32 protein-coding genes and 3 pseudogenes are annotated in these 26294 nt (G+C 39.8%); 18 read left to right on the forward strand and 17 right to left on the reverse strand.

From position 1 onward, the window contains the following. Window positions 1-82 precede the first annotated feature (82 nt). From rimM to AB3329_RS05335, 13 genes are all read left to right on the forward strand, one after another. Entirely contained in the window at window positions 83-601 is a 519-nt protein-coding gene (gene rimM, locus AB3329_RS05275) for a ribosome maturation factor RimM (RefSeq protein WP_368394684.1), read from the forward strand. Continuing rightward, window positions 591-1313 carry a tRNA (guanosine(37)-N1)-methyltransferase TrmD gene (trmD, locus tag AB3329_RS05280; RefSeq protein WP_067060542.1) on the forward strand — a complete coding sequence of 241 codons (723 nt, stop codon included), beginning with the start codon at window positions 591-593 and terminating at the stop codon, window positions 1311-1313. Before rimM ends, trmD begins: the two co-directional genes overlap by 11 nt. Window positions 1314-1474: 161 nt before the next feature. Then, window positions 1475-2485, forward strand: coding sequence for an NAD(P)/FAD-dependent oxidoreductase (locus tag AB3329_RS05285; protein WP_368394685.1), 1011 nt, complete (start codon window positions 1475-1477; stop codon window positions 2483-2485). A gap of 394 nt (window positions 2486-2879) precedes the next feature. Then, window positions 2880-3623: a DeoR/GlpR family DNA-binding transcription regulator gene (locus AB3329_RS05290; protein WP_257722090.1), complete on the forward strand. Its 744-nt coding sequence runs from the start codon at window positions 2880-2882 to the stop codon at window positions 3621-3623. Beyond that, window positions 3620-4531: a 1-phosphofructokinase gene (pfkB, locus tag AB3329_RS05295; protein WP_368394686.1), complete on the forward strand. Its 912-nt coding sequence runs from the start codon at window positions 3620-3622 to the stop codon at window positions 4529-4531. The genes AB3329_RS05290 and pfkB overlap by 4 nt, the downstream gene beginning before the upstream one ends. Next, a complete protein-coding gene (locus AB3329_RS05300; RefSeq protein WP_368394687.1) occupies window positions 4528-6495 on the forward strand; it encodes a PTS fructose transporter subunit IIABC in 1968 nt (655 codons plus the stop codon). Before pfkB ends, AB3329_RS05300 begins: the two co-directional genes overlap by 4 nt. Before the next feature lie 290 nt (window positions 6496-6785). Next, window positions 6786-7391 carry a glucosaminidase domain-containing protein gene (locus tag AB3329_RS05305; RefSeq protein ID WP_368394688.1) on the forward strand — a complete coding sequence of 202 codons (606 nt, stop codon included), beginning with the start codon at window positions 6786-6788 and terminating at the stop codon, window positions 7389-7391. A gap of 221 nt (window positions 7392-7612) precedes the next feature. Beyond that, on the forward strand, window positions 7613-8065 hold the full coding sequence (locus AB3329_RS05310) for a hypothetical protein (RefSeq protein ID WP_368394689.1): 453 nt from the start codon (window positions 7613-7615) through the stop codon (window positions 8063-8065). Between the two features lie 21 nt (window positions 8066-8086). Beyond that, the gene (locus tag AB3329_RS05315; protein WP_368394690.1) at window positions 8087-9001 is read left to right on the forward strand and encodes an amidohydrolase family protein; all 915 of its coding nucleotides are present in this window, start codon (window positions 8087-8089) and stop codon (window positions 8999-9001) included. A gap of 11 nt (window positions 9002-9012) precedes the next feature. Further along, window positions 9013-9696, forward strand: a complete 684-nt coding sequence (locus AB3329_RS05320; RefSeq protein ID WP_368394691.1) for a putative quinol monooxygenase — start codon at window positions 9013-9015, stop codon at window positions 9694-9696. Between the two features lie 126 nt (window positions 9697-9822). Next, window positions 9823-10953 carry a low temperature requirement protein A gene (locus tag AB3329_RS05325; protein ID WP_368394692.1) on the forward strand — a complete coding sequence of 377 codons (1131 nt, stop codon included), beginning with the start codon at window positions 9823-9825 and terminating at the stop codon, window positions 10951-10953. A gap of 189 nt (window positions 10954-11142) precedes the next feature. Next, on the forward strand, window positions 11143-13506 hold the full coding sequence (locus AB3329_RS05330; RefSeq protein WP_368394693.1) for a DNA translocase FtsK: 2364 nt from the start codon (window positions 11143-11145) through the stop codon (window positions 13504-13506). Window positions 13507-13732: 226 nt separating this feature from the next. Next, window positions 13733-13873 (forward strand): bacteriocin, encoded by a 141-nt coding sequence (locus AB3329_RS05335; RefSeq protein ID WP_368394694.1) that lies wholly within the window; start codon window positions 13733-13735, stop codon window positions 13871-13873. Window positions 13874-13893: 20 nt separating this feature from the next. On the opposite strand, the pseudogene AB3329_RS05345 reads toward AB3329_RS05335, so the two are convergent. The 12 genes and pseudogenes from AB3329_RS05345 to AB3329_RS05400 form a co-directional block, all read right to left on the reverse strand. Further along, window positions 13894-15200 (reverse strand): annotated as a pseudogene (locus tag AB3329_RS05345) (sensor histidine kinase). Window positions 15201-15207: 7 nt separating this feature from the next. Next, entirely contained in the window at window positions 15208-15939 is a 732-nt protein-coding gene (locus AB3329_RS05350; protein ID WP_368394696.1) for a response regulator transcription factor, read from the reverse strand. 116 nt (window positions 15940-16055) lie between these two features. Beyond that, window positions 16056-17009, reverse strand: a complete 954-nt coding sequence (locus AB3329_RS05355) for a DUF6568 family protein (protein ID WP_368394697.1) — start codon at window positions 17007-17009, stop codon at window positions 16056-16058. 327 nt (window positions 17010-17336) lie between these two features. Continuing rightward, window positions 17337-17510 carry a bacteriocin class II family protein gene (locus AB3329_RS05360; RefSeq protein ID WP_368394698.1) on the reverse strand — a complete coding sequence of 58 codons (174 nt, stop codon included), beginning with the start codon at window positions 17508-17510 and terminating at the stop codon, window positions 17337-17339. Window positions 17511-17625: 115 nt separating this feature from the next. Beyond that, complete coding sequence (locus AB3329_RS05365; protein WP_368394699.1) at window positions 17626-18318, reverse strand: CPBP family intramembrane glutamic endopeptidase; 693 nt, start codon at window positions 18316-18318, stop codon at window positions 17626-17628. Further along, window positions 18312-18494 (reverse strand): ComC/BlpC family leader-containing pheromone/bacteriocin, encoded by a 183-nt coding sequence (locus AB3329_RS05370; protein WP_368394700.1) that lies wholly within the window; start codon window positions 18492-18494, stop codon window positions 18312-18314. The genes AB3329_RS05365 and AB3329_RS05370 overlap by 7 nt, the downstream gene beginning before the upstream one ends. Before the next feature lie 156 nt (window positions 18495-18650). Beyond that, complete coding sequence (locus AB3329_RS05375) at window positions 18651-19325, reverse strand: CPBP family intramembrane glutamic endopeptidase (RefSeq protein ID WP_368394701.1); 675 nt, start codon at window positions 19323-19325, stop codon at window positions 18651-18653. 127 nt (window positions 19326-19452) lie between these two features. Further along, complete coding sequence (locus AB3329_RS05380; RefSeq protein WP_368394702.1) at window positions 19453-19761, reverse strand: bacteriocin immunity family protein; 309 nt, start codon at window positions 19759-19761, stop codon at window positions 19453-19455. Window positions 19762-20089: 328 nt separating this feature from the next. Then, complete coding sequence (locus tag AB3329_RS05385; RefSeq protein WP_368394703.1) at window positions 20090-20461, reverse strand: hypothetical protein; 372 nt, start codon at window positions 20459-20461, stop codon at window positions 20090-20092. 18 nt (window positions 20462-20479) lie between these two features. Next, entirely contained in the window at window positions 20480-20710 is a 231-nt protein-coding gene (locus AB3329_RS05390; RefSeq protein WP_368394704.1) for a Blp family class II bacteriocin, read from the reverse strand. An 18-nt stretch (window positions 20711-20728) separates the two neighbouring features. Next, the gene (locus AB3329_RS05395) at window positions 20729-20950 is read right to left on the reverse strand and encodes a Blp family class II bacteriocin (protein ID WP_368394705.1); all 222 of its coding nucleotides are present in this window, start codon (window positions 20948-20950) and stop codon (window positions 20729-20731) included. A 382-nt stretch (window positions 20951-21332) separates the two neighbouring features. Then, window positions 21333-21536, reverse strand: coding sequence for a Blp family class II bacteriocin (locus AB3329_RS05400; protein ID WP_368394706.1), 204 nt, complete (start codon window positions 21534-21536; stop codon window positions 21333-21335). A gap of 177 nt (window positions 21537-21713) precedes the next feature. On the opposite strand from AB3329_RS05400, the pseudogene AB3329_RS11650 reads away from it, so the two are divergent. Next, a pseudogene (locus tag AB3329_RS11650) lies at window positions 21714-21875 on the forward strand (IS3-like element ISLgar1 family transposase); the annotation flags it as partial. Window positions 21876-22075: 200 nt separating this feature from the next. On the opposite strand, the gene AB3329_RS05405 reads toward AB3329_RS11650, so the two are convergent. From AB3329_RS05405 to AB3329_RS05420, 4 genes are all read right to left on the reverse strand, one after another. Continuing rightward, window positions 22076-22387, reverse strand: coding sequence for a hypothetical protein (locus AB3329_RS05405; protein WP_067060581.1), 312 nt, complete (start codon window positions 22385-22387; stop codon window positions 22076-22078). Between the two features lie 89 nt (window positions 22388-22476). Beyond that, window positions 22477-22740 carry a ComC/BlpC family leader-containing pheromone/bacteriocin gene (locus AB3329_RS05410; protein WP_368394707.1) on the reverse strand — a complete coding sequence of 88 codons (264 nt, stop codon included), beginning with the start codon at window positions 22738-22740 and terminating at the stop codon, window positions 22477-22479. Between the two features lie 148 nt (window positions 22741-22888). After that, on the reverse strand, window positions 22889-23071 hold the full coding sequence (locus AB3329_RS05415) for a Blp family class II bacteriocin (RefSeq protein WP_368394708.1): 183 nt from the start codon (window positions 23069-23071) through the stop codon (window positions 22889-22891). Window positions 23072-23100: 29 nt separating this feature from the next. Next, window positions 23101-23301, reverse strand: coding sequence for a Blp family class II bacteriocin (locus AB3329_RS05420; RefSeq protein WP_368394709.1), 201 nt, complete (start codon window positions 23299-23301; stop codon window positions 23101-23103). A 223-nt stretch (window positions 23302-23524) separates the two neighbouring features. Between AB3329_RS05420 and AB3329_RS05425 the strand changes: the two are divergent. Both AB3329_RS05425 and AB3329_RS05430 read left to right on the forward strand, forming a co-directional pair. Further along, window positions 23525-23650: pseudogene (locus AB3329_RS05425) on the forward strand (cysteine peptidase family C39 domain-containing protein); the annotation flags it as partial. 32 nt (window positions 23651-23682) lie between these two features. Further along, on the forward strand, window positions 23683-24342 hold the full coding sequence (locus AB3329_RS05430; protein WP_368394710.1) for an HlyD family efflux transporter periplasmic adaptor subunit: 660 nt from the start codon (window positions 23683-23685) through the stop codon (window positions 24340-24342). Between the two features lie 189 nt (window positions 24343-24531). On the opposite strand, the gene AB3329_RS05435 is transcribed toward AB3329_RS05430, so the two are convergent. Continuing rightward, window positions 24532-24882 carry a DUF3397 domain-containing protein gene (locus AB3329_RS05435; RefSeq protein ID WP_368394711.1) on the reverse strand — a complete coding sequence of 117 codons (351 nt, stop codon included), beginning with the start codon at window positions 24880-24882 and terminating at the stop codon, window positions 24532-24534. A 160-nt stretch (window positions 24883-25042) separates the two neighbouring features. Here AB3329_RS05435 and rplK point away from each other — a divergent pair, with 160 nt between their 5' ends. Together rplK and rplA are read left to right on the forward strand one after the other, a co-directional pair. After that, a complete protein-coding gene (rplK, locus tag AB3329_RS05440) occupies window positions 25043-25468 on the forward strand; it encodes a 50S ribosomal protein L11 (RefSeq protein ID WP_067060587.1) in 426 nt (141 codons plus the stop codon). A 99-nt stretch (window positions 25469-25567) separates the two neighbouring features. After that, entirely contained in the window at window positions 25568-26257 is a 690-nt protein-coding gene (rplA, locus tag AB3329_RS05445; RefSeq protein ID WP_368394712.1) for a 50S ribosomal protein L1, read from the forward strand. Window positions 26258-26294: the final 37 nt, after the last annotated feature.

Genomic DNA, 26294 nt, shown 5'->3' on the forward strand with positions numbered 1-26294 from the left:
TGAAAGTCTTTTGGCAGGCCTGGCCTGTCTTTTCTTTTGCATTAGAGGTTAATAAGCAAAACTAAGCACAGCGGAGCGGAAAATGAACTATTTTAATGTCGGAAAAATTGTTAATACTCAAGGGCTTCAAGGGGAAATGAGGGTACTTAGTGTCACTGATTTTGCTGAGGAGCGTTTCAAAAAGGGAGCTGTTCTGGCTCTGTTTGATGATCAAGACCGTTTTATCAGAGATGTAGAGATTGCCAGCCACCGTCAGCAAAAAAATTTTGATATTATCAAATTTAAGGGCTTGTATCATATCAATGATGTGGAACAGTATAAAGGATTTTCACTGAAAGTTGCCCAAGACAATCTTTCGGAACTCGAGGAGGGTGAATTTTATTATCATGAAATCATCGGTCTTGACGTTTATGAAAAGGACGTGTTTATTGGACGCATCTCAGAAATTCTCCAGCCCGGTGCTAATGATGTCTGGGTTGTTAAGCGCAAAGGCAAGCGGGATTTACTGCTTCCTTATATTCCGTCAGTAATCCTAAATGTCGACAGCAAAGCCGGCCGTGTGGCTGTTAATCTTTTGGAAGGACTGGATGATGAAAATTGATATCTTAACCCTTTTTCCGGAGATGTTTGCGCCTTTAGAACATTCTATTCTCGGTAAAGCCAAGGATAAGGGCCTGCTGGAAGTTCATTACCATAATTTCCGCCAACAGGCAGAGAATGCCCGCCATGTTGATGACGAGCCATATGGCGGCGGACAGGGAATGCTGCTGCGAGCTCAGCCTGTCTTTACAGCTGTCGAAAACATAAAAGCAGAGCACCCGCGAATTATTTTGCTGGATCCCGCTGGAAAGCCCTTCAGTCAGGCTTATGCAGAGGAACTGGCAGAAGAAAAAGAACTCATCTTTATTTGCGGCCATTATGAAGGTTTTGATGAACGTATTAAGACCTTAGTGACGGACGAGATTTCTCTGGGGGATTTTGTTTTGACCGGCGGGGAGCTGGCTGCCATGGCTGTCATAGATGCGACTGTCCGCCTGCTTCCCGACGTTCTTGGGAAAACAGCCAGTCATCAGGACGATTCTTTTTCGACTGGTTTGCTGGAATATCCCCAGTATACCCGTCCATACGATTTTCGGGGCTTGCAAGTTCCGGATGTCCTGCTGAGCGGACATCATGAAAATATCCGGCGTTGGCGGCTGGAGCAGAGTCTGCGGAAAACCTATGAAAGACGGCCCGATTTGCTAAAAGATGCTCAGCTATCGGATGAGGCTGAGAAGCTTCTGGCTAAGATTAAAAAAGAAGCCCTAGAATAAGCTTTAAATATATAACAAGCTCAATGAAGGATTTAATTATAGTATAAGGTCTGAAATGGGCCTGCTCTGTGATGTTAAGCAGGTATTTGAAATCTGTATGTTGTTTAAATAATTTGGGACTGCCGGTCTGCCTTATCGGAAGTCCTTAATTATCGTTTAGAATGGAGAAGGAAATGCTAAAGGAAGAAGCAATCTATGATATTACCATTATCGGCGGCGGCCCGGTCGGGCTCTTTGCCGCTTTTTATGCCGGTCTGCGCGGAGTTTCTGTCAAAATTATTGAAAGCCTGTCGGAATTGGGAGGGCAGCCTGCTGTTCTTTACCCTGAAAAATTAATCTATGATATTCCGGCTTTTCCATCTGTCAGCGGAGCTGACCTGACGAATCAGCTGCTTAAGCAGCTGGAACGTTTTGAGGACCGCATCACAGTCTGTCTGAAAGAAGAAGTTAAAACCTTTACTAAGGAAGAAGGCCTTTTTACGATTCAGACCAGCAGAGCAGAACACCGCTCTCGGGCGCTGATTATTGCCTGCGGCAACGGTGCTTTTGCTCCCCGGACTTTAGGTGTGGAAAATGAAGCTGATTATGCTGATCATAACCTCTTTTACAATGTGCACCAGTTAGAAACCTTTGCCGGGAAAAAGGTTGTTATTTGCGGCGGAGGTGATTCGGCTGTGGACTGGGCTCTTCATTTAGCAGATATGGCCGAAAGTGTGACCTTAGTTCACCGGCGTGATGCTTTTCGGGCACATGAGCACAGTGTTGAACTGCTGCAAACTTCTGATGTTAAGATTTTAACGCCTTATATTCCAATTGAAATCAAGGGCGAAAATGGTCTGGCCGAACAGCTTAAGATCCAAAAGGTCAAGTCAGAAGAAATGCTCACTCTTGATTTAGATGCTTTGATTGTCAGTTTTGGCTTTTCAACCTCTAATAAAAATCTCAAAAATTGGGGACTGGATTTTAAACGCTCCAGCATTACGGTCTCTCCGCTCTTTGAAACAAGTCAGGCGGGTGTTTATGCTATTGGAGATGCTGCAGCATATGAAGGAAAAATAGATTTGATTGCTTCGGGTTTTGGTGAGGCTCCGACGGCTGTAGCTCAGGCCATTAATTACATTTATCCGGATCGTGATAACCGACTGGTCCATTCTACCTCTTTGATTAAATAAGAAAACACTGCCGCCAGCTACCTGCTGTAAGCTGCCGGATCAGTGTTTTTACCAGAATTCTCATACGCTTACCTGCTTAAACCTATTATTTTTTTCGACAATGAGGCTGGGACAAAAGTTCCTGCCTCATTTTACTTTTTTAGACATATGAGTTTGGCGCAGCGGTTGGTTGGAAGTTTTTATTCCTTGTCAAGCAAGGGATAACGGCTTCCCTAATCAACTGTCCCCCCCTCATTTTTACATAAGATACAAAGAGCCTAAGACGTCTTCCTATTTTCTTCTTAACTGATACTATCCTTGTATTTTGAAAGAAAATGACAGAATTCTATTGACAGATTTTGAAAAAATAGTATAATGGAAGCTGTAAACGATTTCAAAAAAAGGGGGTGAGCACATTTTAAAATCGAAACGCAAACAAGTGATTATGGAAGAAATTTCAAAAGATAGTTTTGTAACCTTAGAAAATTTGGTGACTATTCTCAAAACATCTGAATCAACTGTTCGGCGTGATTTAGATGAATTGGAGAATGAGCATAAGCTGCATCGGGTGCACGGCGGAGCTGAGCTCCTGCATTCTCTGCAGGAAGAACTGACTAATCAGCAAAAATCTATCAAAAACGTTCAGCTTAAAACTGACATTGCTAAGAAAGCGGCTTCCTTTATTGCAGACGGTGAAGTTATTTTCATCGATGCAGGAACAACAACCGAATTGCTTTTGGAAGAGCTATTTCAAAATGATATAAAAGTTGTTACCAATTCGATTCACCATGCCAGTAAATTAGTCGAGCGCGGCATTGATACCCTTATTATCGGGGGTGTCGTTAAAACGACGACAGATGCCAGTATCGGCAATGTTGCAGTGGAGCAGATCCGCCAGCTCAATTTTGATAAAGCGTTTTTGGGAATGAATGGAGTAGATGATATTTTTTTGACTACACCTGATCTTGAAGAGGCAGTTATCAAAAAAACCATCATTGAGAATGCTCAAAAGTCCTATATTTTAGCAGACTCTTCCAAAATCGGCCATGTTTCATTTGCTAAGGTGGCTCGGATTGAAGCGGCTGAGATTATTACCAACCATTCCGATCTGACCTTGATGAAAAAAATTAAAGAGAAAACGAGGGTATTCGAGGTATGATTTACACAGTTACTTTAAATCCTTCAATCGATTTTATTGTCCGCGTTGACAAACTTGAACTTGGAGAAGTCAACCGCATGAAAAGCGACGATAAATTTACAGGGGGAAAGGGGATTAACGTCAGCCGTATTCTTCAGCGTTTAGGCTGCGCCAGTATAGCGACTGGTTTTATCGGCGGATTTACCGGTCAGTTTATCAAAGATGGTTTGCTGTCAGAAGGAATCAGCACACGATTTGTTGAGGTCGAGGAAGATACTCGGATTAATGTCAAAATCAAAAGCAGCCAAGAGACAGAAATCAATGGGACAGGTCCTGCTATTTCCGCCCAAAAGTCTGCAGAACTGCAGGCTGTTCTCGCTAATCTGTCCAATCAGGATACCGTTGTTTTTGCTGGAAGTGCACCGACCAGTTTAGGCAATGAAATCTATAAAGAACTGATTCCTTTAGTTAAAAAAACAGGGGCACAGATTGTCTGTGATTTTGAAGGTCAAACACTTTTGGATGCCCTAGCTTATGAGCCCTTGTTGGTGAAGCCCAATAACCATGAATTGGCCGATATTTTTGGAGTGAAACTTGAAGGGCTGGCTGATATTGAAAAGTACGCTCATAAACTTCTGGAAAAAGGTGCTCAGCATGTGATTGTTTCCATGGCTGGAGACGGAGCCCTGCTGGTCAGTCCGGAGGTCAGCTATTTTGCTAAGCCGATTAAAGGTGAGGTGAAAAATTCTGTTGGTGCCGGTGATTCAATGGTTGCCGGGTTTACCGGTGAATATGTCAATACGGGCAATCTCCTTGAAGCCCTGAAATGGGGAGTTGCCTGCGGCACAGCAACCACCTTTTCAGATGATTTGGCAGACACCGCGTTTATTAAGGAAACTTATGAAAAAGTAGAGGTAGAAAAAATATGAAAATTCAAGACTTACTGAGAAAAGAAGTCATGATTCTTGATTTGCAGGCAGTAACCAAAGAAGCTGCTGTTGATGAAATGGTTACAAAACTGGTTGATAAAGGCATTGTAACAGATTTCGCTGTTTTTAAAGAAGGGATTATGAACCGTGAGGCACAGACTTCGACCGGTTTGGGTGACGGCATTGCGATGCCGCACAGCAAAAACGCAGCTGTTAAAGAAGCAACTGTTCTTTTTGCAAAATCACAAGCTGGTGTGGACTATGAGGCTCTTGACGGACAGCCTGTTGATCTTTTCTTTATGATTGCTGCTCCGGACGGTGCTAATGACACTCACTTAGCTGCTTTGGCTGAATTGTCAAAATACCTCTTAAAAGACGGCTTTGCCGATAAATTGCGTCAGGTAACCAGCCCTGATCAAGTGCTTGCTGTTTTTGACGAAACAGAAGAGGACAGCAAAGCCACCGCACCGGCTGCCAGTGAACCGGCATCAGATGATCAGCCGCTTGTCGTTGCTGTTACAGCCTGCACAACAGGGATTGCCCATACTTATATGGCAGAAGAAGCCTTAATTAAACAAGGGCAGGAAATGGGTGTTCAGGTCCGCGTGGAAACAAATGGAGCTTCAGGAATCGGCAATAAATTAACTGATGATGAAATTAAACGCGCTAAAGGGGTTATTATTGCTGCTGACAAAGCTGTTGAAATGTCGCGCTTCAGCGGTAAGCCTTTAGTGTCCAGGCCTGTTGCTGATGGGATTAAAAAATCCGAAGAGCTGCTGAATATTATCCTTGAAGGCAAGGCGGATACCTATACGGCCTCTGATGCTGCTGCAGATACGGCTTCTGCAGCAGAAAGCAAAGCAGAAAAACAGGGCCTCGGCAGTGCTTTTTATAAGCATCTGATGAGCGGTGTTTCCCAAATGCTGCCTTTTGTCATCGGTGGCGGGATTATGATTGCTTTAGCCTTTTTACTGGATAACCTGCTGGGGGTTCCTCAGGACCAGTTAAGCAATCTTGGTTCTTATAATGAAATCGCGGCTTTGTTTAAGAGCATCGGAGATGTGGCCTTTAACTTTATGCTGCCAGTTCTTGCAGGTTATATCGCTTACTCAATCGCTGAAAAACCGGGTCTTGTTGCTGGTTTTGTCGCTGGTGCCATTGCTTCTTCCGGTCTGGCTTTTGGGAAAGTACCGTTTGCAGCAGCTGCAAGTGATATTCCGGATGCTATCCCGTCAGGTTTTCTCGGCGCTCTTGTCGGCGGTTTCCTTGCCGGCGGTGTTATCTTAGTCTTGAAAAAACTGCTTGCCGGTCTGCCGCGCTCGCTTGAGGGCATTAAGTCTATTTTGCTCTATCCTCTGCTTGGCGTTTTTGTTACCGGATTTCTGATGCTTGCTGTCAACATCCCGATGGCGGCAATCAATACGGCTTTAAACAATTTCCTTGAAGGCCTTTCGGGCAGCTCGGCCGTTTTGATGGGCTTGGTTCTCGGCGGCATGATGGCTATTGATATGGGCGGACCTTTCAACAAGGCGGCTTACGTCTTTGGTACAGGAACACTGGCTGCCTCTATTGCCGATGGCGGATCTGTTGTTATGGCAGCTGTTATGGCAGGCGGTATGGTACCGCCGCTGGCTATTTTTGTCGCAACACTCTTGTTCAAAAATAAATTTACAGAAGAAGAACGGAATTCCGGTCTGACTAATATCATCATGGGCCTGTCTTTCATTACAGAAGGTGCTATTCCTTTTGCAGCAGCTGATCCGGGACGGGCAATTCCAAGCTTTATGGCTGGCTCGGCTTTGGCGGGAGCGCTTGTTGGCTATGCAGGAATTAAGCTGATGGCTCCGCACGGCGGTATCTTTGTTATCGCACTGACTTCAAATCCGCTCCTTTATATCCTCTTTGTGCTGATAGGAGCAGTGGTATCAGGTATTCTCTTTGGAGCTCTGCGTAAGGCGCAGTAATAAGCTTATCAAGGTTTTTATAGCAATAGTTTGCTGCAGTCAAAATCAGAGACTGAACTCTCTCTGATTTTGGCTTTTTTTGCTGCCATTTTATTCAAATTTAGGGCTGCTGAAGATTGAAATCATTAGGGCGAAAGCGGACCGAGCCAAAGGAAAATCGATAAAACATAAAAAATTCTGTTTCAGCAGTTTGTCAGCCAATTCTTTAGTTGATTTGTTGCATTTCTAAACTGGTTTTTTAAGAGACTTTTGTTATACTAATACATATTATAATCAAAAGCGAGTATTGTATGAAAAAACTAAGATTAAAGAAAAAACAAAAAAACAGGCTGCTCACTTTTATCTTGCTCTTCTCTGTTTTGGCACTTGTTTTTGCTGCATACTTAGACCGGGACAAAGAAACAGAGCCAGCCAATCAAACCCTTCTTCAAGACCAAACCACTCTTGATTTTATTCAAACCATCGGCCCCACCGCTCAGGAAATCGCAGCCGCAAATGATTTGTATGCATCAGTGATGATCGCTCAAGCCGTGCTGGAATCTGACAGCGGTCAGTCGGCTCTCAGTCAGGCTCCTAATTTTAATTTTTTTGGAATCAAAGGAGATTATATGGGGCAATCGGTGACGATGGCAACTTTGGAAGATGATGGGAGCGGTCATTACTATCAAGTTGATGCTGATTTTCGCTCTTACGGCAGTCAAAAGGAATCCCTGCAGGATTATGTCCAGCTTCTTCAAAAAGATATCTATAAAAATGTCAGAAAGACTTCAGCCCGCTCCTATCAGGAAGCGACAGCTGCCTTAACCGGTACCTATGCCACTGATACAGCTTATGGGGAGAAACTGAACCGCATTATTGAAACCTACGGTTTAACTATCTACGACAGGATTTTTTAATGGCCGTCAGAACTTGACTTATAGCCGACTACAAATGCTATAATAAAGTGAACCGGTGCTTGAATTAAGGAATGCCGCAAATGTCCTTTTATTTGACTTTTACAGCAGATGCAAAATATAAGTCTAGTTCTAAAAGCCGGCTTTCTGCTAGGATTAGAGGAAATAAATGGTCTGCTGTTGCATGCAGCACCGAAGGAACAGCTGCTAAGCGAGGAAGAAAAATGCTTTTATATGATGTGACGATTGTTTTAACCGCTATGATGGCTGGTTTTATGCTCTCATACTGCCTGACTATCGGACGGTATTTTAATTATTTGCTGGAAACCGCTAAATATGACGGCTTTTCGGCTTATTACAGCCCCTTCAGGCGGGAGAAACGAGTTCCTAGGCAGTATGCTGTCTGTGTGCTTGGTCAGTTTATAATGGCTGTGCTTTCCTTGTTTTTTAGTTGGCAGTCCGGTACTTGGCTGGCACGAATGGGAGCGGTTCTGCCCTTGCTTTTACTGCTTGCAGCCCACCGTTTAACAGGATTTGGTGAAAGTGAGGAAGAGATTAACAGCGGTCGGATGAGTGAGACAATGCGCCGCATCTACTTAAAATGGAATCTGCCCCTGCATTTTTCTTATTTTCTTTTATATTTTGCTGCTTCCTTGTTTCTCATCTGGAGCAGATAATAAAGCAGAAGGAGTTTTTTAATGGAGACCATCGATGTTTTTGCCCATGTCCTCTTGCCAGAGTTTTACAAAAGAATGTTGATGCTGGATCAGGATTTACCCAAAAAACAGCCTTTCATTCAGAATCCGCTTTTGACAAATATGGAACTGAGACGGCAGCATAAGAAAGCAGGAGTCCGTCAGGTCATTTCTTATGTTAATCTGAATCCGGAGGACTATATGTCCGGAAAAACAGCCGCTCTTTTAACTAGAAAAGCTAATGAAGAGCTGCTGCAGACTGTACAAGAGAATTCTGATCTTTTTGCCGGCGGCGTAGCTATGCTGGCGTTAAATAATATCGATGAGAGCCTGCTAATGCTGGATGATTTTGTCAAGGTTCATAAGGAAATTTTAGGTATTCAGCTTTTTACCAGACATTTAGGGCAGTCTGTTGCCGATCCGGCCTTTAAACCTATTTTTGCCAAATGTGCTCAGTTAGGGTTTCCGATTTGGCTGCATCCGGTTTTTGATGAGCGCAAGCCGGATAACAATATCATACTGTCATGGGAATATGAACTGTCACAGGCCATGCTGCAGATTGTCCAAGCGGAATACTTCCAAGAATTTCCAGATTTAAAGATATTGGTGCATCATGCTGGGGCTATGGTTCCGTATTTTTCTGAACGTATTAACCGTATTTTACCGGAGTATTTGGCTAAAGATTTCACTAATTTTTATGCTGACACGGCCCTTCTGGGGAATGCAAAAGCATTGGATCTGGCAGCTGCCTATTTTGGCTGCGACCATATGTTCTTTGGAACAGATGCCCCTCTTGGTGTGCTGCCTGCAGGTGCTACCGATGAGATTTTGACTGCTGTCGAAGAAATGGCTATCTCTCAGTCGGACAGAGAAGCCATCCTTTATCATAATTTTACCGCTAAATTATATAGAAAGTAAGGAAGATAAAAATGACCAATCATTTGACTACAACGCCTCTTATGAGAATTTTTAAGCTTAAAACTGCTCCTGATAAGCTAGAAGATTTTAAGGAGATTGGAAAGCATAATTTACAAACATCCATCGAAAAAGAACCGGGGACTCTGGCCATGTACAGCAGTTATTTGCCTGAGGACAAAACAACCTTTTATGTTCTTGAAATATACAAGGATGATGAAGCTTATCAAGCGCATGCTGCTTCCCAGCATTTTCAGTCTTTTGCAGGCTTTGCTGCTAAGCATCTGACCGATCGTCTTATTTATCAGACTGAACCGCAGTGGCTGCAGGAAAAAGAAAAAGCGATTGGCCTTCACGGACAAAATGATCTTACTGTCAAACTGGCTGAAGTTGATGTCAAGCCTGAAGATAATCAAAACTTTCGGGATATTGTCACAAAAGAAATGGCAGCAGCGATGGCAGAAGAACCAGGGGTGCTCGCCATGTATGCTGCAAGGCTTGCTGACAGTCCTGCTTCTTGGCGTTTTTTTGAAATTTATGCAAATGCTGATGCTTATGAAAAACATCGGCAGACTCCGCATTTCACTGCTTATCTGGAGCAGACCAGAGAAATGGTGCAGTCCAAAAAGTTAATCAGCTTAACTGCCAGCACTCTAGTCAATCAAGGCGGCCTGTTTTTTGACTCATCTTTGCAGTAGACGCTTAAACCTAAACAGTAGCAAGGGCTGATAAAGAAGGGCTCTTTGCATCAGCTCCTGTTTTTATTGCAGAGTATGATAACTGGTAAGGTTTTTAGCTTAAAAGAAATAGATAGGAGTGCTGCAATGTCGCCTATTAAACATAAAAAAGTAGAGCTGACAGAACTTTTTTATGATTTGGTTTATGTTTATGCTATCAGTCAGGTGACTTCGCTTATTCACCATGTCCACCATGGTATTGTCGGACCCTACGCCTTTTTTACCTTTTTTATTGGTTTGATGATTTTTATTAATTCCTGGATGGTGCAGACTGTCTTTACGAATCGCTTTGGCAGCAATTCTCTGACTAATATTCTGTTTATGTTCGCTCAGATGGCCTGCCTTTTAGTTTCCTCTACTGCCATTACAGGAGACTGGTCATCAGATTTCCCTTTATTTATACTGCCTGTCGCCCTTATTTCTTTTATTTTGCTGCTTCAGTATGTTGCTGAATATTTTAAAACTGACAATCCGGCTGACCGGCATTTTATTAAGCAGTTTTTCTATATTTTAGGCCTTCGTTCGGCTGTTTTATTTCTGGCAGGCTGGCTTCCTTACCGTATTGGTCTGCTGGTTGGAGCTGCTGGGATTGTTGTTACCTGGCTACTCCCCAGCGTCTTAACAGCACCTAAGAAACGTGTGATGCAGGAGGCGGTGACGCCCTTAAATTTTCCTCATCTGATCGAGCGTTTGTCTCTTTTGGTCATCATCACTTTTGGTGAAATGCTGATAGGCATCGCTCCTTATTTTGACAGAAGCAAACTGTCATTTGATTCATTTTTGATTTTTCTGATTGTCACCAATCTTTTTATGATCTATATTGTGGAAATGGACCATATGATTGATGCTCACAAGACAGGTGTGTCCGGTAATGCTGCTATTTATTATCATTATCCGATTTTGTTTGGTCTGAGCTTTGTCACGGTTTCGCTTGGTTTTTTAGGTGAACAGGAAGCCAGCAACGGTTTTGCGCTGTTCTTGCTTTATTTGGGAATTTTTTTACTGCTGGGAGCACTTTTCTTACATAAGGCCTATAATAAAAAATCACACCGCTTTAGTAAAAGATTTTGTCTGCAAGAATTATTCCTGCTTGCCAGCGGTTTTGCGGTCAGCTTTTTCTTTCTTGCTTCTGCCAGCAGTTTGATTATGATTGCATTTTTAACAACCCTGCTATTAATGATTTATTTTGTACGCTTTAATTTAAAAAGACAAGGCTAACTCTCTTTTTGCCGAATAGTTTCTAGACAACTCCGAGATCATTTTCGGAGTTTTTTTAGAAAGTCATTTAAACTGCTAAGCAAAAAGAACGGGCAGGCAGAAATCTATGATTGCTCAGGTCTGTTTATTTGAGAATAAAGCTTCAAGCCGCCATTTTATAAAAACCTTCAAAAATGCTATAATAAAATCATGGCAAAAAGAAAGAACAGAAAGAAAGGCCGCTCAAGAGGGCGGCTGACAAAAGCAGAACAAGAAAAAAGAAGAGCGATTAAGAGGATGGTCTTTTCTGTCCTGACGGCACTAGTCCTCTTTTTTGGTCTTATTCGCTTAGGCTTTTTTGGCGTAACGGTCTATAATTTGGTGCGTATCTTTGTAGGGAGTTTAGCCTATCTGGTTATTTTGGCTGTGCTCATCTATCTGTTCGCTTTCAAATGGCTGAAGAAATTTGAAGGCCTGATAGGCGGATTTATGGTGACTTTAATCGGTCTGCTGCTGGAATGGCATGCCTATTTTTTCTCTCTGGCATCTCACAGGGGAAAACCGATTTTTGAAACAACAGTTAACGTTCTTTTAAAAGAGCTTCTTAATGTTCAGGTTAAGCAGTTTACAGGCGGTGGCCTGATTGGAGCTGTTTTATATAAACCGGTTGATTTTCTTTTTTCTAATATCGGCTCTTTCTTAATCGGGGCACTTTTTATTCTTTTGGGACTCTTTTTGATGAGTCCTTGGGATATCTATGATATTACAGATTTTTTCAAAAACAGTCTGCAAAAATTACAGAACCGGCATGAGCGCAAAAAACAGGAGCGTTTTGTAAAACGTGAAGAAAGAAAGGCAGCAGCAGAGCGTGAATTGGCCGAAAAAGAAGCTTCAGAAGCTTTGCAGGCTGCTTTGGAAAACGAAACAGATCAGGGAGTGCCTTCTCCTGCTTATCCGGCAGAACCTGAGATTATTGCTTATGATAATGGCTATGGCGCTGACCTCCCCGAAACTGCCCCAATTCCAGAAAGTTCAGCTTTTGATTTGGATCAGCTGGCTGATGACGATAACTATGGGCAGACTTTTCCGGCTGAAGAAGCAGATGCTGGTGATGAGTCTATTGAGGTTGATTTTACACCAAAAGCTCCGCTTATCTATCAGCTGCCTTCAATTGATTTATTTGCACCGGATAAGCCTAAAAATCAATCCAAGGAAAAAAATTTGGTGCGCAAAAACATCAGAATTCTTGAAGAAACCTTTGCCAGTTTTGGGATTAAAGTCAGTGTTGAGCGTGCTGAAATAGGTCCTTCTGTCACTAAATATGAAGTTAAACCGGCTGTAGGTGTTCGTGTGAACCGTATCGCTAATCTGGCAGATGACTTGGCCTTAGCTCTTGCAGCTAATGATGTGCGGATTGAGGCTCCGATTCCGGGGAAATCTCTGGTGGGAATTGAAGTGCCTAATTCTGAAATAGCGACGGTCAGTTTTCGTGAGCTCTGGGAGCAGGCGGATACCGATCCGGACAAATTATTGGAGGTGCCGCTGGGTAAAGCAGTCAATGGTCTGGCGCACAGCTTTGATTTGACCCGGATGCCTCACCTGCTTATTGCCGGTTCAACAGGATCCGGTAAGTCAGTTGCGGTTAATGGGATTATTGCCAGTATTTTGATGAAGGCACGGCCTGATCAAGTCAAATTTATGATGATTGATCCTAAAATGGTTGAGTTGTCTGTTTATAATGATATCCCGCATCTGCTGATTCCGGTTGTTACCAATCCCCGCAAAGCCAGTAAAGCACTGCAGAAAGTCGTTGATGAAATGGAAAACCGTTACGAACTATTCAGTCATCTCGGTGTCAGAAATATAAACGGCTATAATGCCAAGGTTGAAGCTCACAATGCTAAATCTGATCAGAAAGAAATTCCATTGCCGCTGATTGTTGTCATTGTAGATGAACTGGCAGATTTGATGATGGTGGCCAGCAAAGAAGTGGAAGATGCCATTATCCGTTTAGGACAAAAAGCGCGTGCTGCAGGGATTCACATGATTTTGGCGACACAGCGGCCTTCCGTTGATGTCATTTCCGGGCTGATTAAGGCTAATGTTCCGTCGCGTATCGCTTTTGCCGTATCCAGCGGAACAGACAGCCGGACGATTCTTGATGCAAATGGAGCCGAAAAGCTATTGGGACGCGGTGATATGCTTTTTAGTCCGATCGGCATGAGTCATCCCGTCCGCCTGCAAGGATCCTTTATCTCTGATGACGATGTGGAAAGAATCGTAACCTTTGTCAAAGATCAGGCTGAAGCAGACTACGATGAGAATTTTGATCCGGGTGAGGTATCAGAAAATGACGAATTTTCTGGATCTGAAGACAGTCAGGGGGACCCCCTGTTTGCACAAGCAAAAGCGCTGGTGCTGGAAACACAGAAGGCCAGTGCCTCTATGCTCCAGCGGCGTCTCTCAGTCGGTTTTAACAGAGCCACACGCCTGATGGATGAATTGGAAGAAGCAGGAGTTATCGGCCCCGCAGAAGGAACAAAACCGAGAAAGGTCCTGATGACCAACCAATAAAGAGTTTTCTGCTATAGCCAATGGCAGTTAAATAGCAGACTTTGGCGAACTTCGCTCAATTCATGGCACAAATTTGTCAGCTCTATCTAGCAACGCTAAAATGCTGTTTCAGAATTATTTTCAAGAACGCCTAATTACTGTTTACGACCTAAAAACGACCGTTTATGACTAGGTAATTTTCTTTGCACTTTTTTCTGCTATAATAACGGCATCTGGAGGCCATAGGATGAAACAAAGTAAAAAATTTAAAGAATTGAAACAAGATGAATTAGCACAAACAATCGGAGGAACAGGTCAAAACTTTTTAATGGCCGGTCCCTTTGATTGGTTGAAAAACTTTCAAAACAAGCAAAAAAAGCAAACTTAAATAAAAACCATTCGACTCTTTTAGTCGAATGGTTTTTTAATAACTATTGTCTGTCTAAAATGGTAATTTTTACTTGATGTCTGTATTGACAAGTTTGAATAGCGTTTTAGCATTTTGTTAATGGTTTTAAGACCCACACCGCGCCCTAAGCCTCTACTTGAGTAATCCTTATGGTAAATTAATTCCACAGGAACTCGCTCTTCTTTTGTAGTATTCTCTACGATTAAGATATACTCATCTTCCTGATAAAAACAGGCAATTATTTAGCGGGTTTCTCAGCTTCCAAGGCAGCCTCAATAGCATTATCACACAAAATGGACAGCAGGCGAACGTAATCCAGCAAAGGAATGTCCGGAGCTCCAATTTTGTCTTTAACTTCAAGTTCAACCTCGATATGATAAGATTCTGCTTCTAAAACCTTAGCTGATAAAAGACTCTTTACAGCATCGTTATCAATATTAATTAATCGTCCAATGTCGAATTTTTTATTTTGAACAAGATGTCCTGACTCTTCTAACACAGTGTTGTAAATTTTTCGTACCATATCCATATTATTTTGGTCGATTCCTTCTTTTAAACTTGCTAAGATATTAGCATAATCATGGCGAAAAGCTCTTAATTCTTCGTACAATCCTTCAATTTGTTTACTATAGACTGATAAAGAATGTAACTCATACTCACGCGCTGCTGCAACTTCCCTTTCCAGCCAATTCTGGTAGGAACGGTTCATGTAAATCAGCATTAAGATAAAGAAAATAAAGTAAAGAGCGACTAGCCACTGACGGTAAAATAAAGTTGGAACTCCTCCTTGAAATTCAACTCCTGTCAAAAATTCTATAACTACATAGTAAAAAATCATCGTTGAGTTTGTAAAAATTAAAACTTTTTTTAACTTTTTCACCTCACTCAGCACGATAAAAGTTTGAAAGTTAATTTTAGAAAGCTTTACCATTAAGAAATATATTATTATTACTGAAATTTCTGTAATGATAAACAATCCATCATTCTTGCTTAAATCAATATAATTAATGTGCAACATAGGGTAGATAAAAAAACTAATTATCCTAATGATAATACTCTCAATAACCCAAGTAAAACTCCCATAAAAAACATACAAAGAAAAGGGGAGTGTTTTATCTTTCAAGTAGGATAGAAGTATCAAAATTAAAATTCGGCCGATAATTGTATAAAACCATGTAGAATCAATAATAAAGAAGGATAGACCTATTATTGTTATTTCCCATAACTTTAATTTTTCGCCTCTAACATTGGAGTAAATCAACATAATGACAGGATAATAAGCTAGCTCACTCAGATAATGGCTTATCATCTTCTCACCTCATCTCATTCAAGAGAGCTTTTACTTTATCTCTGGAAACTAGACAGTAATCCCCTGTTTCAAAGTAGGCACTCCGTCTTTTTTTATCAAATCTTTTGACATTATCCACATTGATAACAAAAGAACGATGGCATTTGAAAAGACGTTTGTCAGATTTAGCCACTTCTGCGATGGTTGCATAAAACTCAAACCTATCATTTTTTGTATGCAAGATAACACGATGAGCAGCAGGAGATGTTTCAAAATAAAGAATATCATTATAAGGTATGCGTACTCGTGCTTTTGATGTTTCAAATAAATAATAACTCTCACCAAAATAACCAGATTGGTGCTTCATGGCTTCTTTTAAACACAGTTCTATACGTTCACTGAAAGCCTGCTTATTCAGATTTTTATCGATAAAATCGATGGCCCCTACCAGCGATTGATAAGTTATGAGCATAAATTCTGAATGACTTGTGACAAAAACAATAATGGCTGTTGCATCTTTTTCACGGATAGCTTTGGCAACCTCTATCCCTTGCTTTTTATCCTCTTTTATTTCTAAATCAAGAAAGAAAATTTGATGTTCCCCTTTTTCAGATGACTTAGCTATAATATCCTTTGAAGAACTAAAAGTCTCTAATCTTTGATAAAGCCAATGATTTTTTGACATAATCGCTTCAATTTCACGCTCCATACGAAATTGTTGAATGATATCATCCTCAAGTATATAAATATCTAACATAAACCTTCCCTAACATTCACCATTTGCGATGGTTTTATTGTAACATAAAAGAGACTTGGCTCATTTCCTAGAGCTTAAAATACTCTTAAGAGGATATTTCATTTCTATAATGCAACTTACCTTTCTTTAATATTTTTTGGAGTTCGTTTCAGTAAAACGAATCCTAAGGCAGAAATAATAAAACCGTAAAAGGAAAATCGATTGCCATTCATACCTAAGTGAGGCAGAATCTTTTTTTGGACTGTACTGTTTTTTTCCACATGTATCTTTGGGAAGCTTTTATTATCTAGAATTATTGGTGCTGCTTGAGCAGCGTCCATGATGTCTTGAGACAAAGCAGCATCTGGCGTTTGAGTATGACTGCTTTCTAAGCTCTTATTCCCCGTTTCTGCCGTCCCACTGGCAGAATCAGCTTCCACCCTAGCGGCTGGAGTATCGTCATAGAACAGATGATCATAGAGTTCTTGGCCGGAAATACCGCTGCCGACCCAAGCGCTTATTACTCTTCCGTTTTGCAAACGAATGGTAGTTGGTGTTCCAGGAATACCGAGCGTAACGTAAAGAAAATGTTTTGCCTCTTCATCAAAATCTTCGCTATCAGTATTATAATACTCTAAACGATTGTCTATTAAAGCGTTGAATGCCTTTAAAGCTGGTGAGAATTGGCGGCAGTAGTAACAAGTCGGACGTCCGATATAAATCACATGCTCTTTCCCATCTTCTGCAAACATAGAATAAACTTCAGTAATCGGGACTTGATTAGAATCGCTTATATTCTCCTCATACTGATAAATCGTTATTTCCGTTTCTTCGTTTTCGTCTGCCTCGTCAAATGCAACAGCAGCTGGCGACTCCTCCTCTGTTGGCAAAGCGTCTCCGTCAAGGGCCGCATAGCTATTTTCAGCGGCTTCACCTCTCGGGTCTGCCTCTTCTGATTTTATATTTTCTTCAGTCTCGTTAACAGCAACAGCCGTCTGAGTGGTTTCTTCATCAGCAAATACCGCTGCTGTAATCATAGAAACAATAGCTGCTGCTAAGAAAATCATTAATTTCAAAGTTTTTCTTTTCATAAACTCTCCTTAGAATTGAAATAAAATGAGAGTGGAACAGTTGATTAGGAAAATTCTTATCCCCTGCGCCAAACGCATTTATCTAAAAAAGTGAAACGAGGCAGGACATTTGTCCCGGCCTCAATTGTCTGCAAGTTATAATCGCAAAAACGATAAAAATAATTTCGCTGCTCTAAACCAATAGAAGTATTAGTGACTTGCCATTTCTTTTGATATCAAATCAATAAATGATGTAACATTAAATTCTTGTCATCATCAAATGAGATAAGCAGCTGCTGTAAAAAGAGAGGTTAAGTAGAAACCGCTAAATTTCTTCCTTAGCAAGAATCATTTTCTTCTTTTTTCTCGACAAACGTATGGATATGGTGTAACATGGATACCATCTTTACAATATGAAACGTACCCCCAGTAGCTACTACCGTATTCATTAGCAACATTAACCCCACCTTCCACTGCTGAAAGCTGTGTATCTGTCATTGTTTCAAATTGTTCAAAAGTCATAGTTAATCTCTGCTTATAAGTGTTAGTCTCAAGACTTTTTGATCATTTACGATTGATTTTAAATATGGTATGTAATCGTATAAAATTGAGAACCAGTCACTCAAATGACCAGTTTTCAATTTAACAAAATATCAACAATCCTAGGACCATAGTTGACTAAAAAATGCAATAAAATTGGGTAGTAAATTGACTTTGTCCATTTAAAGGTTAACCCTAATGAAAGCCCTGCTGGAATATATTGAATAAAATCTAGCCATGACCAGGCTGACCAGATGACATGGGCAGAGGCAAAACAGATGGCAGATACTAGAACATCTAGATAATATCGTGAATGCTTAAAATAAGTTGACATGAGTATGCCACGGTAAAATAATTCTTCATTAATGAGTGTAACAATTCCGCCCCAGTAAAATCTCACCAATAAAACATCTTTTGATACCATCATCTGATTCTCATTCAGTAATTCTTGATTTAGCGGTAATGGTAAATAAAATGTAAATATTGTTGAAAGAAAAAGATTTGCCAAAACCAATAGTATCACACATAGAACATCATTCCCTTTAAGATTTACTTTGAAAAAGGCGCTGCTATTTTGCCAATATAAAAAGAAACTCATTAAGCCTAAAATTAATGTGTAGTAGGTGCAAAAAATGAGGGTCGCATAAAAAATACGTACTGAATATTGTGTGATGGCTTCATTAAGTCCCGTCGGAATAATATTAAAGAATAAGGTATAAAAAACCAGAGGGAAAGCAAATATTACTATTTGCTTTCCTCTAGAATCATCTGGAAAAAAAGGATTCAGCAAACAGTCATGCCTCCATTAGCACCACTAGCGAATGAGCACCAGTTAACTTTTGTCCACCATGGTTTATCAGGTTTCCATGTACCTCCACCTCCAGTAAAGACTTGATTACCGCCTTCAACATTGGCAAGTGCTTCAGCTGTCATTGTTTCAAATTGTTCTAAAGTTTTTGCTGTCATAGTTAATCTCCGCTTTCTTTTTTATTTGTCATCGCGATTGACATTTTTATTTTATCAAAGTTTTATTGTAAAATTTGTCTCAGTCATAAATTGTTAATTTTAAGTCTTAAATGGTACATATAGGTCGTTTTTGCATGATGGATTAATCTTAAGCAGCTATTTACCTAAAAAGACAAATAAAATTGTATCCCAACCAAGATAAATATTCCAAAAGATGTGAACCAGCACAGGCGGATAAATGGAGCGTGTTTTCTTAAAAAGGAGAGCAAGTACTAAGCCCATAACAGCATAATTTTTAAAGAGGTCTAAATAAAAACCGTATGAAAAGAGGTGTGCAATCGAAAAAAAGATGGCTGGTAATAGACAGTCTAAAAAATACTTTGACTTTTCGAAAAAACTCGTCATCAACACACTGCGATAAAGCAGTTCTTCTAATATCGGTCCGATAATAAAAGGCTGAAGGGCGACTAGAATTGCCTGCGGAGTTTTTCTGAAAAAGACTAAATCAATATTGGGATTCCCTCCCACAAATAAAAGCTTTCCGAAATAAATATACAGCGCGCCAAAGCACAAAAAAATCAAGAAAAAGTCTAATTTTCGAAGTGACTTCAGACTAAAAAGTTCGGGTCTTATCCTCCGTAAATAGATAACTGCTCCTATTGTTAAAGCAGATGTCAATATATCAAGAACGGGATAAAAAAAGTTTGTCGAAGACCAATTGAATTTCCAAATAATCAAACTCAGCGCTGTCTCAATACCGAATAAATGAAGACCAATAAAGAAAAGTGCGCCTAATTTAGGGAAAAACACCATTTTCATTTTTTCTTTCATAAACTACCTATCAAACTAAAAAAGTGGTTGAGCAGAAGCAAGAAAGGCATTCTCTTTTGCTTGATAAACATATAGATATGGAACAACGTTGGCAGGAGTAGCTGTCATTTAAGTATGTCTTTTACTGTTAATTACGAGCAAATGCCATACTCAGGACTGAACCCCAATAATATTTCCAGCGTGTTCTTTCTAAATATTTTTTTAAAATAATTAGCTCGTCATTGCGATTAGCTTTATGATGCAATATTTCATCACTAACAAATGGATATAATTTATAGGCCAAGTAGCTTATACGGTCGCCGTTTTCAAGACCAGCAGCGCTTTCCAGAAGTTCTTGTCGGAGATCTCCGCTAATCATTAAAGTGGGATTATTGTATACCAACTCTATTTGATGATAAAATTCTTGCTGTTTCTTCTGTTTTCGTTTACTAACCATTAACGAAACCTTCCGTTTCTGAAAGTTCTGTATCAGTCATTGTTTTAAACTGCTCTAGTGTTTTCATGTTCTGCTCCCTGATTCTTTTTATTATCTTTGCTATCATGGCTGACAACTTTATTTTAACAAAGTTTTGTTTTGAAAGTCGTTTAAGTCATAAATTGTTAATTTTAAGTCGTGAATGGTGATCTGTCTTGAAACCAAACTTTTTAAATAATCTATAGGCCTTTTTGTCCAGTTAAAAAGCTGATAGGACCAGCTATCAGCTTGAAAAAATGATCAATTACGATGAAAATAGACGACTGATGTCATACGACCGTGTTATAAATTATTTTTTTATGGGGACATTATTTGAACTTACAATAAAACCTATTGTGTAAAACATAACTAAAATATGCCATTCAAAAAATAGCAAGAAAGCATGCTTTTGTACAGTATTAATGATAAGTAATAATAAAACCATTAACAAAAACCAAAGTGTTTTTTTGACGTAAGAAATATAATTTTTTAAACATTGCTTTAAGCTTATCTCCTCATGAAATTTTCTATAAAAAATAATATGAAGAAGAAGCTCGATAACTGTACTTGTCAATACTAAAACAATAATTGCAGAAATCGGAATTCCTATTAGATACCCTGCCCACTCTATCAATAATTCAGACAGGACTATTGCGGTTAAAACACGAATTTGATTATTCAAAAGAACACCTGCCAAGAATTAATGGGTCCTTAACAAAGCCCATACCGAGGTACAGTATTGAGCACCGTATATACCACCTGCTATTGCACCAGGGACATTGCCGATTAAACCGCCAACAGCTGCCCCTCCAGCCGTACAAACCCCAAGGGCTTGTCCAAATTCTCCTGCTGAAATACTATTCCCGCCTTTAATAACAGAAAGTTGGTTGCTATCCAATATATTAACTGATTTCAAATTTTTTGCATTCATAGTAATAATTCTCCTGTATTAATGCGGCCAAATTAAGCTAGCGGCAGCTCCTCCAGCCGCACATGCTGCATATGCATAAGGTGGTAAAAACATTCCAGTTTGAGCACACAGCACTACCCCCTCGACAGCTCCGCCAAATCCTGTCAAAAATGCATTAGCACTGTTTTTTCCTCCACCTTCAACGGCTGAAAGTTCTGTATCTGTCAATGTAACAAATTGTTCTAAAGTTTTTGTATTCATTTGAATTACCTCCCAAAAACATTTTTGTCGTTGCAGCTGACAAACTTTAGTTTAACAAATTTTCTGGAAGATAAATGCCGAAGTCATCATTTGTCGTTTTTAGGTCGTAAATAGTCATTTTTTTGTATTTTCATGATTTTTACCATTCCCGATTTGACTTTGACTAAATAACAAAAAGGCTGGTAGATAAACTACCAGCTTAGAATAATATAAAGATATCTTTTACTTTGAAATAGTCTTATATACTACTGAAAGAAACAAACCAACAAGATAAGGAAGTAAATACTTTGTTCCCCAAAAAGAAGTTATTACTCCCGCAATTCCTCCAATGGAGAGAAAGTACAGTATCTTTTTTGTATTTATTTTTTTCATCATATAACATTTACCACCAGTAAGTCGCTCCATAAGCAGCCAGACCGCCTGCAATGCCAGCTATACCACCAACTGGTCCACCACCAATAAGACCTCCAATACCGCCTGCTACACCAGCTTTATCTGCGTCTCTCCAATTGCACCCTCCCCCTTCAACGGCTGAAAGTTCTGTATCTGTCAATGTAGCAAATTGTTCAAAAGTTTTTATATTCATTTGAATTACCTCCCAAAAACATTTTTGTCGTTGCAACTGACAGATTTTAGTTTAACAAATTTTCTGGAAGATAAATGCCCAAGTCATCATTTGTCGTTTTTAGGTCGTAAATGGTAAAACTTGGTTAAAACAAAAGCCGATAGACAAAAGTGCGCTGTCAGTTCCTAATACCTGTAATACATGATTAGATTCATGAATCGGTATGGTGTAGAGGTTGTTCGAAAAAGTCAAAATAACTACTATCCTCCTGAACCAAAGTATAAAGTCCTTCTTGAAGAGCGTTCTAAAATGTCACTCTCCCTTGATTATGCGTTTCCCAATAAGAGAATCCTTTCCAATTAGCTAGTACAATACAAGAAAAATGAGTATACTATTGCTGAGAAAAACTTTGCTTAAACAAACGCATTGAAGTCAAACTCAATAAAGACTTAGCCCTGTACAATACAGGGCTAGGTCCTTTCAATAATTAATTGTCCAACTTTTTGGGGTCAGTACACAATAGAGTTGCTTTAAACTTTAGTTTTAGATATAAGTGAGATTTATAGAGGGTCTTCCTCAATAATTTGATAATGTTTCTGAAATTGTTTTTTTGAAACAACACGATGATTAGTAATGTCTAAAAAATCTCCGATATATCCCACAGGATAAGAGGCATAACCAGGATAACTCAATAAGCTGATTTTCAAATTAAATTTCATAGACGGATTTATTCCACTCATAGAAATTACCAATTTATTATCGTTCCATCTCAGATAATTTTGTTTAAAAGCTTGCTGAACCCATACTGGTTGAACATTCGTCTTGCTTATTTCCCATACATCAGACAGACGACCATTATATAATGCTTTCATAATTTACATACCGTATTTCTTTTTGCTAAAAAACTTCTAAATTATCTTTAAAATAACATTATTTAGAAATTTTTACAGACAAATAAATATCAACAAGCATTAGGTGTCCCTCCAGTTCCTCCAGGAGGGCAAGAACGAACAGGACCACGGCGTGGATACTTTCCGTTTAATTGATCTACCACTTGACGAGGATCAACAGGATGCGCAGCATTACCTATAGCACCCAATACAGCTCCAATCCATTCCATGACTCCACCTTCAACTGTCGAAAGCTGTGTATCTGTCATTGTTTCAAATTGTTCTAATATAACTAGGATAGTACAAAGTAAAATAACAAAAATTGAGTAGGTCATAGGGATTAATTTGCTTTATTTATGTTATACAGTATAAGCACTGTGAAAAAAACGAGAATTGTTCCCACTAAAATATCATCTGTTGATAAAATTGCTTTCACTCCCATTGATAAAAACAGTAGATTTTTTAGGATAGTTCTCCAATTTTTCATCTACAAAAACTTCCAGCTGCTACCCCACCAGCCGCCATAGCTACACCTACCCCAACAGGTCCTGCTATTGCTAGTCCGCCATATATAGATGCTGCTACTAAGGCAGCGCATGTTGGGCTAACTTTTCCACCAACAATCATCTCTAGTTCATTATCTTCAATTAACTGAAACTGTTCCATAAAATAATACCTCTTTCATAAAAATAAGTTTATCTACAAACTCTAAGTGCCGTTGCACCGCCGAGTACAGCAGCTCCTCCTGGTCCAGCAAACAAAAAACCTGCACCGGCCATCCCTGCAGTTCCTAGTACACATGCAAGATCTCTTCCGTCTTTGTTTTTTCCACCTTCAACGGCTGAAAGTTCTGTATCTGTCAATGTAGCAAATTGTTCAAAAGTTTTTGTATTCATTTGAATTACCTCCCAAAAATATTTTTGTCGTTGCAACTGACAGACTTTAGTTTAACAGATTTTTAATTCAATGCATGGCCAAGTCATCATTTGTCGTTTTTAGGTCGTAAATAGTAATTTTTTTACCATTTGCGACTTTTTTTAAACTTTTTACGACTTGAAAAGTCTTACCTTTCTATTTTGTGGCACAATAGTTTCAGTTTATTTTTTTAAAGGAAGGGCTATGAAAAGATATAAATATGTTAGTCAGATTGATTTACGAGATTGTGGTGTGGCAGCTTTGGCGTCAGTTGCCAAACATTATGGTTCAGATTTCTCGCTGGCTCACTTAAGAGAGTTAGCAAAAACAACTACAGTAAAGAGGTTCTTAAGAACCAATTTTTGACAGATCTTCAAGGACAGATTGACAGTCTTAATTCATCTATCTCCAGTTTACAAACACAGGCTGCTTCAAATTATTCATCAGGCAGTTACGATACTAGTGCCAGCAGCCAAATTGAAAGTCTGCGCCAGCAAGAACTCACTCAGGCAGAACTCCAATTAGTTCAGGTAACGCAAGAAAAAGAAAATCTGCAGGTGCAGCTCGATCAAACCACACTTTTAAAAGCAAATACTGTATTGGAAGCACAGCAAGACGGTATTTTGCATGTTGCTGATGAATATGAGGGGCAAACGCTCCTGCCTCAAGGACGTCAAGTTGCTGAAATTTATCCAGACATTGTTAAAACTCAAAAAGTAGCTATTCATTATTATGTTGATTCTGCACATATCAGCCAACTAAAAAAAGGACAAAAAGTTCGTTTGACATTGGAAAAAATAGGTAATCACTCAATCACTGTAACAGGAAAAATTAGCAAAATTGCTGCTTCAGCAACAAGCACAAGAGAAGGCAATCTTTTTGAAGTTACTGCAACAGCTCCCGTCAATAAACAAGACAGTTCTAAATTAAAATATGGTTTGCAAGGTAAGGTAGTCAGTGTTATTGGCAAAAAAACTTTTTTCAATTACTATAAAGACAAGTTCTTAAAAGATGTTCAGTAGAAGGGAATCCAGGATTACAGATTGACTGACTGAATTCTCAGATATAATAAAAATAGGGGAATAATTCACCTTGCCAGCGAAAGTTAAAATCAGCAATTTTATCTTATTCATAAAAAAGCGCCGTATAACAGGTACGGCGCTTTTAAGACAGCGTTCAGGCTGTGTTCAGTTCTAATAACAGTTTCTGGTTTACAATGTGAAGATTAAAATAACTAAGCCTAAGTAAAAAATGAAGGTCAGGATAAAGCCGGCCCGCCAGAAAAATTTGCAAAAACGGCGGTAAGAGAAGGATGAGCGGCTGTGAATAAAGCCAAAGGTCAATGCTATGGCCAGCAAAGACATGACAATCAGATAATAAGGAAGCAGGCTGTGAACAAAAAAATGGGCGGAAACCAGAACAATCTCTGCTGCAAATAAGGGCAGAGCTAAATCAGGGGATTTTAACCCCAGCTTTCCCAGCCGGAAAAATTTCACGATAATAAAAGCAAAAAGCGGCGTCAAGATAATAAAGGCAGCAGCCATTAATTTGTAAATATCCATAATGTTATTTTATAATGAATGCTGCAGAAAGTAAATAAAATCGCTGAAAAATCTTGCTTTTTTGTCCAAATAGTGTATACTAATTAAGTGTGCTTAGGGCACAGCTGTGGGAGGTAAAAATCTTTTATTTACCGCCAAAACCACAAAGGAGGATTTTAAAATGGCTAAAAAAGTCGAAAATGTTGTTAAGCTGCAAATTCCTGCTGGGAAAGCGACACCGGCGCCGCCAGTTGGTCCTGCGCTAGGTCAGGCAGGGATTAATATTATGGGCTTTACCAAAGAATTTAACGCCCGTACAGCTGATCAGGCCGGTATGATTATTCCGGTTGTTATTTCAGTATACGAAGATAAATCATTTGATTTTGTAACGAAGACGCCGCCGGCTGCAGTGCTTTTGAAAAAAGCAGCAGGTGTTGAAAAAGGTTCCGGAGAACCAAATACAAACAAAGTTGCTTCAGTGACTCGGGCGCAAGTGCAGGAGATTGCTGAAACGAAAATGCCAGATTTGAACGCTGCAGATATTGATGCTGCAATACGTATGATTGAAGGGACTGCTCGTTCTATGGGATTCACTGTTACAGATTAATTGTAACGCTGTCCTGTTGCCCGCAAAAACTTGATCATATTTTGATAAGTGACGTGGGAGATGAAAATCGATACTACCACATTACAAGGAGAAATTGAAATGGCTAAAAAAAGCAAACAAATGCGTGCTGCTCTGGAAAAAGTTGACAGCACAAAAGCTTACAGTGTTGAAGAAGCTGTAGCACTGATTAAAGAAACTAACTTTGCAAAATTTGATGCAACTGTTGAAGTTGCTTATAACTTAAATATTGATGTCAAAAAGGCTGACCAGCAGATTCGCGGTGCAATGGTTTTGCCCAACGGTACTGGTAAAACAGCGCGTGTTGTTGTCTTTGCGCGCGGTGCTAAAGCTGAGGAAGCTAAAGCGGCAGGAGCGGATGTTGTTGGTGAAGAAGACTTGGCTCAGCGTATTCAAGGCGGCTGGCTTGACTTCGATGTTGTGATTGCAACACCTGATATGATGGCTGTTGTCGGCCGTCTGGGACGTGTCCTTGGTCCCCGTAATCTGATGCCTAACCCTAAAACCGGTACTGTGACAACAGACCTTGCTAAGGCAGTCGAAGAGTCTAAGGGCGGCAAGGTAACTTACCGTGCAGACCGGTCGGGCAATGTGCAGACCATTATCGGAAAAGTGTCTTTTGATAATGATAAACTGGTTGAAAACTTTAAAGCATTCAACGATGTGATTGTCAAGGCTAAGCCGTCAACAGCTAAGGGAACTTACATCACTAATCTTTCCATCACCTCTACACAAGGTGTCGGTATCAAAGTTGATGCTAACTCTCTTTAATATCAAATGGTTGATAAATTTTTCTGCGGTCTAAAGG

Source organism: Streptococcus huangxiaojuni (assembly GCF_040930515.1).
Taxonomy (GTDB): domain Bacteria; phylum Bacillota; class Bacilli; order Lactobacillales; family Streptococcaceae; genus Streptococcus; species Streptococcus huangxiaojuni.

Bases quoted from the DNA above. Each gene is read 5' to 3' on its own strand.
- trmD (WP_067060542.1), top strand. From the start codon at position 591: ATGAAAATTGATATCTTAACCCTTTTTCCGGAGATGTTTGCGCCTTTA.
- AB3329_RS05405 (WP_067060581.1), bottom strand. From the start codon at position 22,387: ATGAAAGCATTATATAATGGTCGTCTGTCTGATGTATGGGAAATAAGC.
- AB3329_RS05315 (WP_368394690.1), top strand. From the start codon at position 8,087: ATGGAGACCATCGATGTTTTTGCCCATGTCCTCTTGCCAGAGTTTTAC.
- AB3329_RS05415 (WP_368394708.1), bottom strand. From the start codon at position 23,071: ATGGAACAGTTTCAGTTAATTGAAGATAATGAACTAGAGATGATTGTT.
- pfkB (WP_368394686.1), top strand. From the start codon at position 3,620: ATGATTTACACAGTTACTTTAAATCCTTCAATCGATTTTATTGTCCGC.
- AB3329_RS05400 (WP_368394706.1), bottom strand. From the start codon at position 21,536: ATGAATATAAAAACTTTTGAACAATTTGCTACATTGACAGATACAGAA.
- AB3329_RS05310 (WP_368394689.1), top strand. From the start codon at position 7,613: ATGCTTTTATATGATGTGACGATTGTTTTAACCGCTATGATGGCTGGT.
- AB3329_RS05395 (WP_368394705.1), bottom strand. From the start codon at position 20,950: ATGAATACAAAAACTTTAGAACAATTTGTTACATTGACAGATACAGAA.
- AB3329_RS05285 (WP_368394685.1), top strand. From the start codon at position 1,475: ATGGAGAAGGAAATGCTAAAGGAAGAAGCAATCTATGATATTACCATT.
- AB3329_RS05320 (WP_368394691.1), top strand. From the start codon at position 9,013: ATGACCAATCATTTGACTACAACGCCTCTTATGAGAATTTTTAAGCTT.
- rplA (WP_368394712.1), top strand. From the start codon at position 25,568: ATGGCTAAAAAAAGCAAACAAATGCGTGCTGCTCTGGAAAAAGTTGAC.
- rimM (WP_368394684.1), top strand. From the start codon at position 83: ATGAACTATTTTAATGTCGGAAAAATTGTTAATACTCAAGGGCTTCAA.
- AB3329_RS05370 (WP_368394700.1), bottom strand. From the start codon at position 18,494: ATGACAGCAAAAACTTTAGAACAATTTGAAACAATGACAGCTGAAGCA.
- AB3329_RS05350 (WP_368394696.1), bottom strand. From the start codon at position 15,939: ATGTTAGATATTTATATACTTGAGGATGATATCATTCAACAATTTCGT.
- AB3329_RS05380 (WP_368394702.1), bottom strand. From the start codon at position 19,761: ATGGTTAGTAAACGAAAACAGAAGAAACAGCAAGAATTTTATCATCAA.
- AB3329_RS05390 (WP_368394704.1), bottom strand. From the start codon at position 20,710: ATGAATGCAAAAAATTTGAAATCAGTTAATATATTGGATAGCAACCAA.
- AB3329_RS05330 (WP_368394693.1), top strand. From the start codon at position 11,143: ATGGCAAAAAGAAAGAACAGAAAGAAAGGCCGCTCAAGAGGGCGGCTG.
- AB3329_RS05420 (WP_368394709.1), bottom strand. From the start codon at position 23,301: ATGAATACAAAAACTTTTGAACAATTTGCTACATTGACAGATACAGAA.
- AB3329_RS05435 (WP_368394711.1), bottom strand. From the start codon at position 24,882: ATGGATATTTACAAATTAATGGCTGCTGCCTTTATTATCTTGACGCCG.
- AB3329_RS05335 (WP_368394694.1), top strand. From the start codon at position 13,733: ATGAAACAAAGTAAAAAATTTAAAGAATTGAAACAAGATGAATTAGCA.
- rplK (WP_067060587.1), top strand. From the start codon at position 25,043: ATGGCTAAAAAAGTCGAAAATGTTGTTAAGCTGCAAATTCCTGCTGGG.
- AB3329_RS05300 (WP_368394687.1), top strand. From the start codon at position 4,528: ATGAAAATTCAAGACTTACTGAGAAAAGAAGTCATGATTCTTGATTTG.
- AB3329_RS05375 (WP_368394701.1), bottom strand. From the start codon at position 19,325: ATGAAAGAAAAAATGAAAATGGTGTTTTTCCCTAAATTAGGCGCACTT.
- AB3329_RS05360 (WP_368394698.1), bottom strand. From the start codon at position 17,510: ATGACTTTTGAACAATTTGAAACAATGACAGATACACAGCTTTCAGCA.
- AB3329_RS05355 (WP_368394697.1), bottom strand. From the start codon at position 17,009: ATGAAAAGAAAAACTTTGAAATTAATGATTTTCTTAGCAGCAGCTATT.
- AB3329_RS05325 (WP_368394692.1), top strand. From the start codon at position 9,823: ATGTCGCCTATTAAACATAAAAAAGTAGAGCTGACAGAACTTTTTTAT.
- AB3329_RS05305 (WP_368394688.1), top strand. From the start codon at position 6,786: ATGAAAAAACTAAGATTAAAGAAAAAACAAAAAAACAGGCTGCTCACT.
- AB3329_RS05410 (WP_368394707.1), bottom strand. From the start codon at position 22,740: ATGACCTACTCAATTTTTGTTATTTTACTTTGTACTATCCTAGTTATA.